Raw genomic sequence first — 13,021 nt, forward strand, 5'->3', positions numbered from 1 at the left:
CCTCAGGTGCCGCAGAAGGTGCGGTAGCCGACGCCACCGTCCTCGGGCGCCATGGCGAAGGCGGCCTGATCCGGCTGATCCACGTAGGGGCGGGACAGCACGGTCAGCAGCGTCTCGAACGGGGCGAAATCCCCCCGTTCCACGGCTGCCTCGATCATCGCCTCGACCCGGTGGTTGCGCGGGATGAAGGCCGGATTGACCCGGCGCATCGCGGCGGCGGTCTCGGCCGGGTCGCGGGCCTCCTGCGCGAGCCGCCCGCGCCAGTCCTTCGCCCAGGCATCGTAGGCCGTTGGATCGACGAACAGGTCGCGCACGCCCGCGTCGGCCTCCGGCCGCTCCGCGGCGGCGCAGAGCGTGCGGAACGTCAAGGTGAAGTCGGCCCGATTCTCGGCCATGCGCTTGAGGAGGTCGCCCGCCAAAGCGGCGTCGCCGTCCCGGGTCTCGGCGAGGCCGAGCTTGCGGGCGAGGCCGCCGTGATAGGCCGTCTCGAAGCGCGCCGCATAGGAGGCCAGCGCCGCCTCGGCCTCGGCGACCGAGCCCGCCTCGTCCTCCGCGAGCAGCGGCAGCAGGGTCTCGGCCAGCCGCGTCAGGTTCCACAGCGCGATGCGCGGCTGCTGGCCGTAGGCGTAGCGGCCGTTGCGGTCGATGGAGCTGAAGACGGTCCCGGGATCGTAGGCGTCGAGGAAGGCGCAGGGTCCGTAATCGATCGTCTCGCCGGCGATCGACATGTTGTCGGTGTTCATGACCCCGTGGACGAAGCCCACATGCAGCCAGCGGGCGACGAGTTCGGCCTGGGCGGCGATGACGCCCTCCAGCAGCGCGCGGTAGGGGTTCGCGGCCGAAGCGGCCTCGGGATAGTGCCGGGCCACGACGTGGTCGGCGAGCGCCCGCAGGCCCTCGACATCGCCCCGGACCGCGAAGAACTGGAACGTCCCGACCCGGATGTGACTCGCGGCCACGCGGGTGAGGACCGCGCCCGGCAGGAGCGTCTCGCGCACCACCGGCTCGCCGGTCGTCACGGCGGCGAGCGCCCGGGTGGTCGGGATGCCGAGCGCCGCCATGGCCTCGCTGACGAGATACTCGCGCAGCACCGGACCAAGCGCTGCCCGCCCGTCGCCCCGCCGGGAGAACGGTGTCGGGCCCGCGCCCTTCAGCTGGATATCGCGGCGCTGCCCAGTCCGGTCGAGCACTTCGCCCAGGAGGACCGCGCGGCCGTCGCCGAGCTGCGGCACGAACTGGCCGAACTGATGTCCGGCATAGGCCGCCGCGATCGGATCGGCGCCCTCCGGGACGGCGTTTCCCGCAAGCGCCGCCACGCCGTCCGGGCCGGCAAGCCAGTCCGGATCGAGGCCGAGCTCCGCGGCGAGCGCCCGGTTCAGCCGGACGAGACGCGGGGCCGCCACGGGCGTCGGCGGTTGGCGCGCGTAGAAGCGCTCCGGCAGGCGGGCGTAGCTGTTGTCGAAGGGGAGTGCCGTCATCGTCGGGATCTATGGACGGTGGGCGCGGGGGACAAGCGGAAGCCTGAAGGAGCTCGTCGATCGCGTCACCGCCGGCCGGCCGGGTCGTTTCCACCGATGCGTGCCGCAGCGCTCGCGGCAGACGGGCCCGGTTCCGTGCACCCGCTGCTCTGGCCCCACCGGCAGGCGCGGCCTGTGATGGCGGCCCGATCCGCTGGGCGCGACGGCCACGGCGGCGGGCCCACGCCGCGTCTGTCCCGCCGGACCGATATCCCTCGAAGTCGCGCCCCGGCGGGGACAGGCCCGTGCGGCTGCGCAAGTTCGGCTGGGGGCGCCGGGGCTGTGACGGGACGCTAGCGGCTCGTCGTCGGAGGGGTCCCGGTGGCCGGGGGCTTGCCGGTGCCGACCTGACCCTCCGTCGGCGGAACGGCCGACGGATGGGTTACGGCTTCCGTCGCCGTCCGGCCGGGATCCTTCGTATCGGCCGCCGGCTTCGGTGCGGTCTCGGTCCGGGGCGCCGGTCCGGTTCCGGGCCGATCCTGCGCCCAAGCTGCGGCCGGGAGGGCGGCCACGGTCGCGGCGGCGAGGAGAAGGGCGGGGATCGGTCGGTTCACGTTGGGCTCCGTGGCGTTCAGCCGGGCATTCCGCTGGGCCAACGGATGGCCGCAGGCGTCGTTCCGGCACTCCGCGCCGCGGTCTTGACGGGTGGATGCGGCCGCCCCGGCTGTGCCCGATCCCGTCATTCCGAGTCCGGGCCCCGGGATCGCACGTCAGGGCCCGCAACCTCAGGGCTCACGCCTCCGCGTCAGCCTTCCGGGTCTTGCGGCCCTTGGCCACCTTCGTGCCGTCCGCATCCGGCGCCGCGGCGGACGCCGCAGGCTCGCCCCGCTTCGCGGCCGGGCTCCGGCGCTTGTGGCCCAGGCCGGCATTGCGGGCGAACTCGGCCCGCATCGCCGAGTAGGTGGATGCGGTCGTCGGATAGTCCGGCGGCAGACCGTAGCGCTGCCGATACTGCTCGATCGTCATGCCGTTGCCGGTGAGATGCCGCTTCAGCGTCTTGTACGGCTTGCCGTCGATGAAGCTGATCAGGGCGTCGGGGGTGATCGATTTCTTGATCTGCGCAGGCGTCGCCTTCTTGAATTCCGGCTCGGCCGAGACCGTCGTCTGGCTCAGGCCGGCGAGTGCGGCATGAACGCCGGACAGCAGCGACGGCAGATCGGGGACCGGGACGGAATTGTTGGCGACGTAAGCGGAAACAATGTCGGCCGTCAGCTCCACGAAATCGACTGGATCCTGATGCGGTGCGGGATTGCTATCTTCCATGAACGCCTCTCACGTTGGAGTGATGCATGAACGTTGATCCGCCTCTCGACAGTCAAGTCCATATATGAGCGAAGATAACCTATTATGGCTGTTATCTACCGAATGTCTGGGCGAATACCAACATAGATCAGTAGCGATTCTGCCGCTGGATCATTCCGGTCGGAGCTGGCAGCGCGGCTTCCCTCGGATCGTCCGCACGGGGGCCTGCGGCGCGGGCCCGGGCGGGCGGCTTCAGGAAGTGTTAATCCTGCCGTGATCAGTGGCAGGGTCGCTCCGGCTTTGGGGGTAAGAAGCCGAACGGCAGGCGGGCCGAGCCCTGCCCCTCCATGCTCGGCCCGCGCCCCTGCGGCGCTCACGCGTTGACGGCGGTCCCGATCGGCGTGGCGATCGCGCCGCGCGTCCCGGGTGGGACCACCGATTGCAGAATCCGCGCCGGACCGGATGCGGGATCTCCGCGATAACCGCGCTCGAGCGTCATCAGCGCGTGCATCGGGGCTTCAGCCAGGTCGAGAAGGCGCGCGTCGCGCCAGCGGCGCTTGGTGAGGCCGGTCCGGCTGAGCCACCGGGGCTTCTCTTCCTCGACGAGCAGGACCAGCTTGCCCGTCCACGTCTTGCGAAACCAGAACCGTCCCGTGAGCTTGGCTGCGCCGAACATGCCGCACCTCGCGTGAGAGCCCCCTGAGCCAACGTGGGTCAAGCTCGGCGGTTTCCGCCGGAGACCGACCGCAGGATGCCGGGCTGGCGGCGCAGACATGCATCGGCGACATGCATTGGGACATGTGCAAACGTCCGCGTCCGCGGCGACGGTCCGGCCGGGCCGGATTTATCGGCAGGTCGCGTCGTCCGGGCGCCCGCGGCCCAGGACCGCGAGCAGGCGGCCCGCCACCGCGCCGGCCAAGGCCGCGACGGCTTTCACGAGGAAATCGTCGAACCGGCCGTGGCGGGTCCCGGTAAGGGTCTGCCCAAACTCCAGGCCGCCGGCGAGGAGGATGCTGCCGACGAGGATCCAGCGCCCGTGCCGCGGGTAGCCCATGGCCATCAGCAGCCCGGCGAGCGCGTAGGCGGCGAAGCGCTCGATGCTGGGTTCGGCCGTGACGACGGGGCGGAGCCCGATCGGCACCAGCGTGACGGCGGCGATCAGGGCCACCAGGATCCAGGCCGCGATCCGGATCAGGCCGAGCCACGGCACCTTCCCTCTCAGCATCGCGGAATCGTAACCTCGCGCCGACGGCGCCCGCGTACAGTGATGGCGCGCTGCCGCCTGTAGCATAACGGCGGCCGGGGACCGGAACATCTGCTCATGCTTCGTCGTCTGGTCGCCGCGATCCTGTTCGCCTTCGCCACGGTGCCGGCCGCCATCGCGGCGAACCCGGTGCGGGACGTGCTCTGGGTGGCGCTGCAGGGCTGCGTGCTCGCCAAGAAGGCGGCGGGCCGGAGCTTTCCCTGCCTCTCCGTCGACCTCGGCGATGGTACGCGCCCGGGGACGGCGGTGCTGCGCGCGCCGGGACAGCCTACCCACACGGTGGTGATGCCCACCGACAGCATCTCGGGCATCGAGGCGCCCGTGCTCCAGGGACCGCGGGGCGCCGCCTATTGGCGCGCGGCGCTCGCGGCCCGGCACTTTGTGTCGGATGCGCTGCCGGGCCGGCTGCCGGTCGCGGCGGTGGGTCTGGAGGTGAATTCCGTCGGCGGCCGCAGCCAGGACCAGCTTCACATCCATCTCGACTGCATGCACCGGAGCGTCATGGCGGCCCTGAAGGCCCATGGCGGCGCCGTCGGCGAGACCTGGGCCCCGTTCCCCGTGCCGCTGGCGGAGGCGCGTTACGTCGCGCTGCGGATTCCCCCGGACGCGGTGGCGGAGTTCAACCCGTTCGCGGCGCTGGCCCGGGTGCCGGGCTGGCAGGGGCATCTGCACGACGCGAGCTTCGCGGCGGTGGAGGCGGATCCCGGGGATCCGCAGGGCGGGATGATCCTCCTGGCCTATCGGGAGCCGGAGGCCAGCGCCGAGTACCTGATGGATCACAGCTGCCGGATGGCCAAGCCCGGCCGGCACGGCTGATCGGCCGCCGTCCCGAGTCACGGCCACTGTTGCTGCTACGTTCTATCCGAGCTGGGCGCGAATCGGTCATAAAGCGATCATGCGCATGCCGGTGCTCAGCTTGTCCGCGATGCTCCTCCTGACCACCGGTCCTGCCGTCGCGGGTCCGGTCGCCGGAGCGTCCGATCCGGCCGAGCTGGAGCGCGCGTGGCACCGCTGCCTTCGAGACGCCTCCGGGCATCAGCCGACGGGTCAGAGCCGCGCCGGGGACGAGCGCAACGCCCTCGACGAGTGCAAGTCCCGCGAGGATGCCCTGGTGGCATCCCTGATGGCCGGCGCCCGCCCGGCGGACGCACGCACCGGCACGGTGTGGTCGCGGACCTGGGCCGCGTTCGCGGAGCCCCTTGTCACCTGGTTCGGGGCGCTGCGGCGCTGAGGGCGCCCCGTGCCGCGTTTCTCGCGTCCGATCCAGTCGCACCGGGCCGGCACGATCTGGCCGGCACGATCTTGTGCGCTGCGTGTCCGCGACGCTCACGAACCGTCGCGGATATCGCGTTCGCTGAAGCCCGCTCCGCGGCGTCGCACCACGCCTTGCGGGACGAACCGCCGCCGCCACCGATCGTTGGGCATCCATGAGCGCGCAGAATCCCAAGCCACATCCCGATGCCGTCGCCGAGGCCCGTCGTCGCGAGATGGCGACCGAGCATCTGCTGTTCGGGACGGTCCGGTTTCTGGCGCAGCGTCATCCGGAATTGCTGGACGAGCTTGAGGGCAGCCTCGCCCACCTGTGGGATCCGGTCGAGGGCGAGGCGCGGGACGATGAGGCCGTGCGGACCATCGCCCGGCGCATCATCAAGGGCCTGCGGGCCGAAGGCTGATCCGGCCCGTCCGGGCTCACCGCTGGGCGGCGTCGTTCACCTTGACGGTCGGGATCATCGCGACGGCCTTCGCGGTCACGCGGTCGAAGACATCGCCGGTGAGGCCGCGCTCGGTCGCGAGCTTTCGGATCCGCTCCGCATGCTGCGCGAGGGTCAGCCCGAAATAGGTCTTCTCTGTCGCCTGTTCGACAGACTCGTTCGCCACGCTTCGACTCCTGTTCATGGTGGGTGAGGGCCGATGATTTGGGCTGCGGCGGCCGCGGCTTCAACCCCCGCCCGGAACAGGGCGCCCCGGCCATGACGGTTCGTCATACCCTTGGGGGCGCCCTGCAGATGGCCCGCTTGGCCGGGCGCGATGGGGCCGGACGGCCTGCGGTCTCAGCGGCTGCAGCCGATGCAGATTCCGCGCGTGATCGCGTCGTTGCGCTCCTCGATGGCATCCCGCCGCTCGATGCTGCCGGTCTCGCTCGGGCCGAGAGCGCCGGGGTTGGGCACCGTCTGGCCGGTCGCGGCGGTGTGGGGCGCCTTGGCGGTCGTATCGGGGCCGCCCCCGGTTCCCGTCCTGCCGACGGGATCGGCCCAGGCGGTGGCTGAAGCCAGGCTCAGGGTGGCGGCCATGGCGAGGGTTGCGGATCTGCGCATGTGAAGCTCCCGGAACTGCGTGCGTCGGTCTGCGAGAAACCGACGCCTGTCCGTTCATGAAGTTCCCGCGCCCGCGACGCGCCCGCGCCGGCATGTGGTGCATTCGGAGGCGTCGTTTCGCGGCGATGCCGTCGAATTCCGCGCTTAACCTTCGGGCGTAATGGCTAATCAATTTTGAGAGGTATTTTGCAGGCGGAATTGACGGATCGTGGCGCAGTAACATTCGGAGGCGTGCGTCATGAACCCGACCGTCAAAGCCGTTCTGCTGAACGAGCGGGCCGCCGTGCTGTCGGCCATCGCGGCGCGCCAGGGCACCGTCTCCGACCTGCTGGTCCAGATCAACGGCGTCGAGAACGACATCTGGCGCCTGCGCCACCGCCTGATCGACCTCGAAGCGTACCTGATCGGGCATCGCGTCGACCTGCCGAGCGCGGATGGCGGATCCGCCGGGACCGCGGAGGCCGCCGGCACCCTGACCCGGTGCGATCCGGTGCCGCCGGCCGGGATGCGGCCCGCGGAGGTGATCGGCCTTCCGGCCTGCAAGCCGCTCGGCGAATTCGTCCGCACCAAGGGCGGGGCGCGGAAGGCGCAGGCCGCCGCCGGCCGCCTGGCCGAGACCGCCTGAGAGGGTCGGGGGATCTGCGCATGCGCCGCATCCGCACTGGCCTGCGCTGGCGGCGCGGGCCGCCGGCACCGGTCCTGCCCGAGAGTCTGACACGCTTCGTCTCGGAGCCGGGAGCGTTCACCGCTCCGCTGTGGGACATCGCCCTGGCGTTGCTGGCCGGCGTCGTCGTCGCCCTCGCCTGCGGCTGGATCCTCCAGGCTTGGTAGCCGGTCCTGACTGTATCCCGCCCATGGCCTATGAGGATCGGCGAGGATCCGGAGGGATGGACGGATGAGCGACGGCAGCGGCGCGCCGAGCGTGAAGATCGCGGAGGTCCAGCGCCTCGCCACGGCGCTTGCGGCGCGGGTGCGCTACGCGCAGCTCGTCGGCCGTCCCGTCTATGAGGCGCAGATCGCCGCCCTGGTCGGCGCTGCCCGCCTCATGGACGAGGAGAAGGCACCCTGGCCGCCGATGGTGGAGGAGGTGCTGACCGAACTCGCCCGCTCGATCGAGGGGGCCGTCACCGTCGCGGCTGACCCGCCGGAAGAGCCCTGAACGGCCGCCCTTCTTCCGGTCCACGCATCGTCGGTGCCCCGCGCGAAGGCGTCCGCCGGGTCGAGCCCGGACCGAATCGGCGCGCGGGCCGTCATCCATCTGCACGCCTGCTGCGCGGGGCGGGCGATCCCCGACTGCGCCATCGCGGGGGGCGGCTGCCGGCCGGACCCTATCGACGTCGGAACTTCGGCGCGAAGGGTCGATTGACCAGAGGGATCGGTACGGAGATCTGCGCCCGTCGCCAACGTGCGATGGACTGATCCGGCCGAAGTCTTCGCCTTGAAGTCGATGGCCGAATGATCCTGAGCCTGCAGGCCGTGCAGGTCGCGACCAGCAGCGACGATACCGAGAGCCAGCTCGTCTTCGCCGACGGATTTCTGGTCGCGGTGTTGGTCCGCCTCTCGGCGCAGCACGGCGAGGACACCGGAAAATGGTTCCTGGAGGCCGGATTCGGCCCGCTCGCACCGGCTTGTCCGCCGCTCTTCGCGGATCTCGCGGCCGCCCGGGCCTGGATCATGCGACGGCTGATCGCTGCGGCGTGATCCCGATACCGCCCGCCCTCAGAGGCCTTTCGCGAGCCAGCGGAGCGCGTGTCTGAGGCGCGCTGCGCCGTCCCCGGCGAACCAGAGGCCGTGTGCGAAGATGACCCGCTCGGGAGCCAAGGTGAGAAGGTCGCTCGCTGCTCTCGCGGCGTCGTGCCGGCGGAGTTTGATCACGAGGCGCAGGTAGGGGGGCGGCTGGCCGTGCGGTCGCGTCATGCGGGCGAGGCGCAGGAACGGACGCAGGAGCGCCGGCATCTTCTCCGGTTCCAGGTTGAGGACGAGATCGGTCAGGATCAGCGTCCGGCTCGCCCCGTGGAAGAACGCGACCTCCCGGAACCCGAAGCCGCCCGGCACGACGATCTGGCGCAAATCGGCCGCCCAATCGGAGGGGGCGTCGTCCCCGAGAACCCGGTCGATGCGGAGGCCGGCGCGGCGGACCGGGCGACGCTGGCCCAGGTTCGGAGCCGCCCAGGTCAGCGCCTCCGGGCAATGCGCCTGCCACGCCTTCAGGAAGGTCCAGTGGGCGATGTTAGGGGCGACCAGATGCCGGATCGGCCCCAATGCGGCGATCTCGCGGTACAGGTGCGGATCGAACCGTGTCGGTGAGTGCAGCCAGAGTCCGCCGTCGCCTAGGCGGACGACGGTCATGCGGACCGGGAGGGGGATGCCGAGGACGCGGAGCGGCCCGCTGTCGACGATCCAGACGCCATCGGCCACCGGCTTGAGGACGTCGAGGGGCGGATAGGTGGCTTCGGGCAAGTCCCGGTCTCTCCCTCGGCCGCGCAACGTCGCGCCCACGAACCTGTGCAACCGCGGAAGCGCAACGGATTTCCGGGATGGATCGCCGCAGGCCGGCGGACCACGCCCCCGCCGCGGCCGGCGCGCCCGACCTCCTCACAGGAGCCAGGACGGCGCGTCGAAGTGCGCTCACGATCCTGAGGATCGTGTCGGCGCATGGCAGGCCCGTCCGAGTGCCGGACCGTCCGGACCGATCCAGACGCGCGTCGCCGCTGCCCCCCCTTGGTGCAGCCCAGGGTCCGAACGGATCGAGGCGCAGGGCGGTCGCGGCGGATGGGATGATGTGGCGCTTGTTGGCCGGGAGGTGGAAATCTCCACCTCCACCATCCGCCGCCTCAGCGGGCCCTACACGGCCTGGATCGGTGCGTGCTTGCCGTCATGCGCCGCACCCGAATCCAGGCTCTGCGTCTCTGCGCTGTCCTGCTGGTCCCGCGTCGGCGGCGGATAATCCGTCAGCGGACGCCAGGGAGCAGCCGGGGCGCCCAGGCGGGCGCCGGACGGACGCAGCGAGAGCCAGATCGCCACGGCCATCCAGGGCACGACGAAGAAGACGAAGGCGGCAAGCCCCACGGCGATCCTCCACGAAAAAGTTTCGTCGTGAGAACGCCGGACGGGCATCCAGAGATCCGCCGCCGTGCCGGTCATCCCGCGCGGTCGGTTGATTGCGTCGCTCCGGGCGGCGGCGTCGGGTCGGATGGACGGGGCGATCGGGCCTGGAGCCCCGCCCATCCCGAACCTACAACGCTGGGGGGCACTCAGCCCGGATGCCCGGATCTGGCCGGCGTATCCCGGTCCGGGAGCCGACGCGGCGAAGTGCAGCCTGCTGGGAGCGAGCAATGGCAGATCTGTCCGGGAAGACGGTCCTGATTACGGCGGCGGGGCAGGGGATCGGGCGGGCGAGCGCGCTCGCCTTCGCCCAAGCCGGGGCTCGGGTCCACGCCACCGACATCAACGCGGATGCCCTCGCCGGGCTGCGCGCCGACGGTCTCAGCACCGCGATCCTCGACGTTCTCGATGCGGGCGCCGTCAGCACCCTGGTCGCGCGGATCGGCGTGGTCGACGTCCTGTTCAACTGCGCCGGCATCGTGCACGCCGGCACCATCCTGGAGATGCGCGACGACGACCTCGACGTCGCCCTCGATCTCAACGTCAAGGCGATGATCCGTACGATCCGCGCGGTTCTGCCCGGGATGCTGGAGCGCCGCGACGGCGCCATCGTCAACATGGCGTCGGTTGCCTCCTCGGTGAAGGGCGTGCCCAACCGCTTCGCCTACGGGTTGACGAAGGCGGCGGTGATCGGCCTGACCAAGGCGGTGGCGGCCGACTATGTCGGCCACAACATCCGCTGCAACGCGATCTGCCCCGGCACGGTGGAGAGCCCGTCGCTCCAAGAGCGCATCCGCGCGCAGGGCGACTACGCGCAGACCCGCGCGGTCTTCATCGCGCGGCAGCCGATCGGGCGGCTGGGTACCGCCGAGGAGATCGCCGACCTCGCCGTTTACCTGGCGGGCGCGACCTACACGACCGGCCAAGCCGTCATGATCGACGGCGGCTGGACGATCTGATCCGGGCCGGATCGCCCTTTACGCCTCCTCCGCGGCTTCACCGAGCAGGGTCCGGATGAAGCGGCGGGTGCGCGGATCCTTCGGGTGGGCGAACAGGTCCGGCGCCGGTCCCCGCTCGACGATCGTGCCGCCCTCCAGGAACACCACCGTGTCGGCGACGCGCCGCGCGAGGCGCAGGTCGTGGGTTGCCATCAGCATGGTCATGCCCTCCCCCGCGAGGCTGGCCAGCACATCCACCACCTCGGCTGCGAGTTCCGGGTCGAGGGCCGAGGTCGGCTCGTCGCAGAGGAGCAGGCGCGGGGAGGGGGCGAGCGCCCGGGCGATGGCGACCCGCTGCTGCTGGCCGCCTGACAGGTTGGCAGGCCAGTCCCCCGCCTTGTGGGCGAGGCCGACGCGCTCCAGCAACTCCAGCGCCCGCGCCCGCGCCCTGGCCTGCGGCCACTTGGCGACGGTGACGAGCCCCTCCGTGACGTTCTCGAGGACGGTGCGATGGGGAAAGAGCTGGAAATTCTGGAACACCATGCCGGTCTGGCGGCGCACCGCGAGCATCTCCCGCCGGGTCGGCGGCCGGTCCGGTCGGAAGGTGAGTCGGATATCGCCGAGGTCGAGCGTACCGGACCGCGGCATCTCCAGCAGGTTGACGCAGCGCAGGAGCGTCGACTTGCCCGAGCCGGACGGGCCGATCAGCGCCGTGACGCGGCCCTCGGGCACTGCGAGATCGATGCCCCGCAGGACCGCGTTGCCGCCAAAACTCTTCTCGATGGCCGACAGGGCGATCATGCGCGCGCCTCCAGATATCCGCCGTATCGCCCGAGCCGCCGCTCCAAGAGCGTCTGGATCCAGGACAGGAACGTGGATAGGACGAGGTAGATGAGCGCCACTTCGATGTAGAGGATCAGCGGCTCGTAGGTGACGGCTACGATGCGCTGGGCGGCCTGGAACAGTTCCGGCACGGTGATCGCGGCTGCGAGCGAGGTGTCCTTGACCAGCGCGATGAAGGAGTTGGCGAGCGACGGCACCGCCACCCGCGCTGCCTGAGGCAGGATCGTGCGCCGCAGGGCTTGAGCGGGCGTCATGCCGGTGGCGTAGGCCGCCTCCCATTGTCCCCTCGGAATGGAGGCGATGGCGGCGCGGATGATCTCGGACGTGTAGGCGCCGACATTGAGCGTGAACCCGATCACGGCCGCAGGGAAGGCGTCGATCAGGATGCCGGTGCTCGGCAGCCCGTAGAAGATCACGAAGAGCTGCACGAGGAGCGGCGTGCCCCGGAAGATCCACACGTAGAACCAAGCCAGTGCCGCCAGCGGGCGTGGGGCGAACAGGCGCACGAGCGCGGTTCCGAGCCCCAGGCCGAGCCCCAGCATGAAGGCGATCAGGGTCAGCGGGACCGTGAAGCGGAGGCCTGCCGCGAGCAGCGGCCCCAGCGACTGGAGCATGAGGTCGAGCCAGTGCGGCACGGGGCGACGTTTCCTTTCGGTCGGACAGGGTTACGGGTTTCGCAGGTTCGGCCTCGGGGCATGGCCTTCGCCGAAGGATATGTGCGGATCCCCGCGTCCCCTCGGGGAGGGATCCCGATGCGCTCTGCCTTCAGAAGCGCGCCCGGATCCTCGCAGCCTTCAGGCTTGCAGGGGCCTGCAGGCGACCCGCAGGGGCGCCGCGACGGGCCCCTTCCGGACGGCTACTTCGAGACGTCGGCGCCGAAGTACTTCTGGGCGATCGCCGCGTAGCTGCCGTCGGCCTTGATCGACTCCAGCGCCTTGTCGATGGCAGCCTTCAGCGCGGGGTTGTCCTTGCGCATGATGATCCCGGATGCGTCCGCGTCCGTCTGCTCGGCGACGATCTTCACGGGCGCATTCGGCTTCTGCTTGTGGAAGTCGAGGAACGACAGGCTGTCGTTGACGGTCGCGTCGGCGCGGCCGGTAGCCACGAGCTGAACCGACTGATCAAATCCGTCCGTGCCGACGAGCTCGGCACCGGACTGCTCGGCAAGGCGCGCGAAGTTGCTGCTCAGGCTCTGCGCGGCCTTCTTGCCCTTCAGGTCGGCGAAGGACGTGATGTCCGCCCGGTCCGCGCGGGTGATCAGCACGGCCCGCGCCCGGATATAGGGCTCGGAGAAGTCGAACTTCGCCTGACGCTCCTTGGTGATGCCGACTTGGTTGATCACCACGTCGTAGCGCTTGCCGTCGAGGCCGGCGATCAGGCCGTCCCATTTGCCTTCGAGGAATTGCGGCGTGACGCCGAGCTTCTCGGCGACCTTGCGGCCGATCTCCACGTCGAAGCCGACGAGCGCCCCGGAGGCGTCGTGGAACGTGAACGGCGCGTAGGTGCCCTCCGTCCCGATGCGCAGGGTCTTGGCCGCACGGATCGCGTCGAGGTCGTCCGCCTGCGCGGGCATTCCGAGGAGGCATGCCGCAGCGGCGAGGACCAGGGCCAGGCGGGTCGAGACAAAGCGCATCGTGGTTGGCTCCAGCGCGATAGAAGGTCCTGCCGCTGTCGCCGAGGTCGCTCTCAGCTGTCGACGCGGGACGCAGAAAAGGTTTCGGGCAGCCAGCGCGTGGCCGGGACTTGATGGACCGTCAGGAAATGCCGCCGCATGGCGCCACGCTCATGAAGGCCGCG

Annotated in this window: 20 protein-coding genes; 8 read left to right on the plus strand and 12 right to left on the minus strand. The window is 70.7% G+C overall.

Annotation, left to right across the window (positions count from 1 at the left end; all coding sequences use genetic code 11):
• Window positions 1–2: 2 nt before the first annotated feature.
• From MCBMB27_RS21155 to MCBMB27_RS21175, 5 genes are all read right to left on the minus strand, one after another.
• Window positions 3–1,478, minus strand: a complete 1,476-nt coding sequence (locus MCBMB27_RS21155) for a protein adenylyltransferase SelO (RefSeq protein ID WP_075381219.1) — start codon at window positions 1,476–1,478, stop codon at window positions 3–5.
• A 332-nt stretch (window positions 1,479–1,810) separates the two neighbouring features.
• Window positions 1,811–2,071 (minus strand): hypothetical protein, encoded by a 261-nt coding sequence (locus MCBMB27_RS21160; protein ID WP_043357512.1) that lies wholly within the window; start codon window positions 2,069–2,071, stop codon window positions 1,811–1,813.
• A gap of 178 nt (window positions 2,072–2,249) precedes the next feature.
• Entirely contained in the window at window positions 2,250–2,780 is a 531-nt protein-coding gene (locus MCBMB27_RS21165; protein WP_043389007.1) for a Ros/MucR family transcriptional regulator, read from the minus strand.
• A gap of 352 nt (window positions 2,781–3,132) precedes the next feature.
• The gene (locus MCBMB27_RS21170) at window positions 3,133–3,435 is read right to left on the minus strand and encodes a hypothetical protein (RefSeq protein WP_043357496.1); all 303 of its coding nucleotides are present in this window, start codon (window positions 3,433–3,435) and stop codon (window positions 3,133–3,135) included.
• A gap of 168 nt (window positions 3,436–3,603) precedes the next feature.
• The gene (locus MCBMB27_RS21175) at window positions 3,604–3,984 is read right to left on the minus strand and encodes a hypothetical protein (RefSeq protein ID WP_043357494.1); all 381 of its coding nucleotides are present in this window, start codon (window positions 3,982–3,984) and stop codon (window positions 3,604–3,606) included.
• A 96-nt stretch (window positions 3,985–4,080) separates the two neighbouring features.
• Between MCBMB27_RS21175 and MCBMB27_RS21180 the strand changes: the two genes are divergently transcribed.
• The 3 genes from MCBMB27_RS21180 (at window position 4,081) to MCBMB27_RS21190 (ending at window position 5,696) form a co-directional block, all read left to right on the plus strand.
• Window positions 4,081–4,839, plus strand: a complete 759-nt coding sequence (locus tag MCBMB27_RS21180; RefSeq protein ID WP_043357492.1) for a CDP-diacylglycerol diphosphatase — start codon at window positions 4,081–4,083, stop codon at window positions 4,837–4,839.
• An 85-nt stretch (window positions 4,840–4,924) separates the two neighbouring features.
• Window positions 4,925–5,254: a hypothetical protein gene (locus MCBMB27_RS21185; protein ID WP_236952769.1), complete on the plus strand. Its 330-nt coding sequence runs from the start codon at window positions 4,925–4,927 to the stop codon at window positions 5,252–5,254.
• Between the two features lie 196 nt (window positions 5,255–5,450).
• The gene (locus tag MCBMB27_RS21190) at window positions 5,451–5,696 is read left to right on the plus strand and encodes a hypothetical protein (protein WP_170861824.1); all 246 of its coding nucleotides are present in this window, start codon (window positions 5,451–5,453) and stop codon (window positions 5,694–5,696) included.
• 16 nt (window positions 5,697–5,712) lie between these two features.
• Here the strand turns inward: MCBMB27_RS21190 and MCBMB27_RS21195 are convergent, their stop codons facing one another.
• Window positions 5,713–5,901, minus strand: a complete 189-nt coding sequence (locus MCBMB27_RS21195; RefSeq protein ID WP_043357488.1) for a hypothetical protein — start codon at window positions 5,899–5,901, stop codon at window positions 5,713–5,715.
• Window positions 5,902–6,074: 173 nt separating this feature from the next.
• Window positions 6,075–6,338, minus strand: a complete 264-nt coding sequence (locus tag MCBMB27_RS21200; RefSeq protein WP_043389003.1) for a hypothetical protein — start codon at window positions 6,336–6,338, stop codon at window positions 6,075–6,077.
• Window positions 6,339–6,576: 238 nt separating this feature from the next.
• On the opposite strand from MCBMB27_RS21200, the gene MCBMB27_RS21205 reads away from it, so the two are divergent.
• The 4 genes from MCBMB27_RS21205 (at window position 6,577) to MCBMB27_RS21220 (ending at window position 8,039) form a co-directional block, all read left to right on the plus strand.
• Entirely contained in the window at window positions 6,577–6,963 is a 387-nt protein-coding gene (locus tag MCBMB27_RS21205; protein WP_043357484.1) for a hypothetical protein, read from the plus strand.
• A 20-nt stretch (window positions 6,964–6,983) separates the two neighbouring features.
• Window positions 6,984–7,169, plus strand: coding sequence for a hypothetical protein (locus MCBMB27_RS21210; protein ID WP_043357482.1), 186 nt, complete (start codon window positions 6,984–6,986; stop codon window positions 7,167–7,169).
• A 64-nt stretch (window positions 7,170–7,233) separates the two neighbouring features.
• Window positions 7,234–7,497 (plus strand): hypothetical protein, encoded by a 264-nt coding sequence (locus MCBMB27_RS21215; protein ID WP_043357480.1) that lies wholly within the window; start codon window positions 7,234–7,236, stop codon window positions 7,495–7,497.
• A 296-nt stretch (window positions 7,498–7,793) separates the two neighbouring features.
• The gene (locus MCBMB27_RS21220) at window positions 7,794–8,039 is read left to right on the plus strand and encodes a hypothetical protein (protein WP_043357477.1); all 246 of its coding nucleotides are present in this window, start codon (window positions 7,794–7,796) and stop codon (window positions 8,037–8,039) included.
• Window positions 8,040–8,057: 18 nt separating this feature from the next.
• Here the strand turns inward: MCBMB27_RS21220 and MCBMB27_RS21225 are convergent, their stop codons facing one another.
• Together MCBMB27_RS21225 and MCBMB27_RS21230 are read right to left on the minus strand one after the other, a co-directional pair.
• On the minus strand, window positions 8,058–8,798 hold the full coding sequence (locus MCBMB27_RS21225) for a DUF4336 domain-containing protein (RefSeq protein ID WP_075381220.1): 741 nt from the start codon (window positions 8,796–8,798) through the stop codon (window positions 8,058–8,060).
• Window positions 8,799–9,182: 384 nt separating this feature from the next.
• Window positions 9,183–9,482: a hypothetical protein gene (locus tag MCBMB27_RS21230; protein WP_236952770.1), complete on the minus strand. Its 300-nt coding sequence runs from the start codon at window positions 9,480–9,482 to the stop codon at window positions 9,183–9,185.
• Window positions 9,483–9,673: 191 nt separating this feature from the next.
• Here MCBMB27_RS21230 and MCBMB27_RS21235 point away from each other — a divergent pair, with 191 nt between their 5' ends.
• Window positions 9,674–10,402, plus strand: a complete 729-nt coding sequence (locus MCBMB27_RS21235; protein WP_075381221.1) for an SDR family oxidoreductase — start codon at window positions 9,674–9,676, stop codon at window positions 10,400–10,402.
• 18 nt (window positions 10,403–10,420) lie between these two features.
• Here MCBMB27_RS21235 and MCBMB27_RS21240 read toward each other — a convergent pair whose 3' ends face one another.
• The 3 genes from MCBMB27_RS21240 to MCBMB27_RS21250 all read right to left on the minus strand — a co-directional run bounded on the left by MCBMB27_RS21240 (window position 10,421) and on the right by MCBMB27_RS21250 (window position 12,797).
• Window positions 10,421–11,182: an amino acid ABC transporter ATP-binding protein gene (locus tag MCBMB27_RS21240; protein WP_043388991.1), complete on the minus strand. Its 762-nt coding sequence runs from the start codon at window positions 11,180–11,182 to the stop codon at window positions 10,421–10,423.
• Complete coding sequence (locus MCBMB27_RS21245) at window positions 11,179–11,859, minus strand: amino acid ABC transporter permease (protein WP_043357468.1); 681 nt, start codon at window positions 11,857–11,859, stop codon at window positions 11,179–11,181. The genes MCBMB27_RS21240 and MCBMB27_RS21245 overlap by 4 nt, the downstream gene beginning before the upstream one ends.
• A 221-nt stretch (window positions 11,860–12,080) precedes the next feature.
• Window positions 12,081–12,797 carry an amino acid ABC transporter substrate-binding protein gene (locus MCBMB27_RS21250; protein WP_418287739.1) on the minus strand — a complete coding sequence of 239 codons (717 nt, stop codon included), beginning with the start codon at window positions 12,795–12,797 and terminating at the stop codon, window positions 12,081–12,083.
• Window positions 12,798–13,021: the final 224 nt, after the last annotated feature.

Origin of the sequence: Methylobacterium phyllosphaerae (genome assembly GCF_001936175.1) — a bacterium.
GTDB lineage: Bacteria > Pseudomonadota > Alphaproteobacteria > Rhizobiales > Beijerinckiaceae > Methylobacterium > Methylobacterium fujisawaense.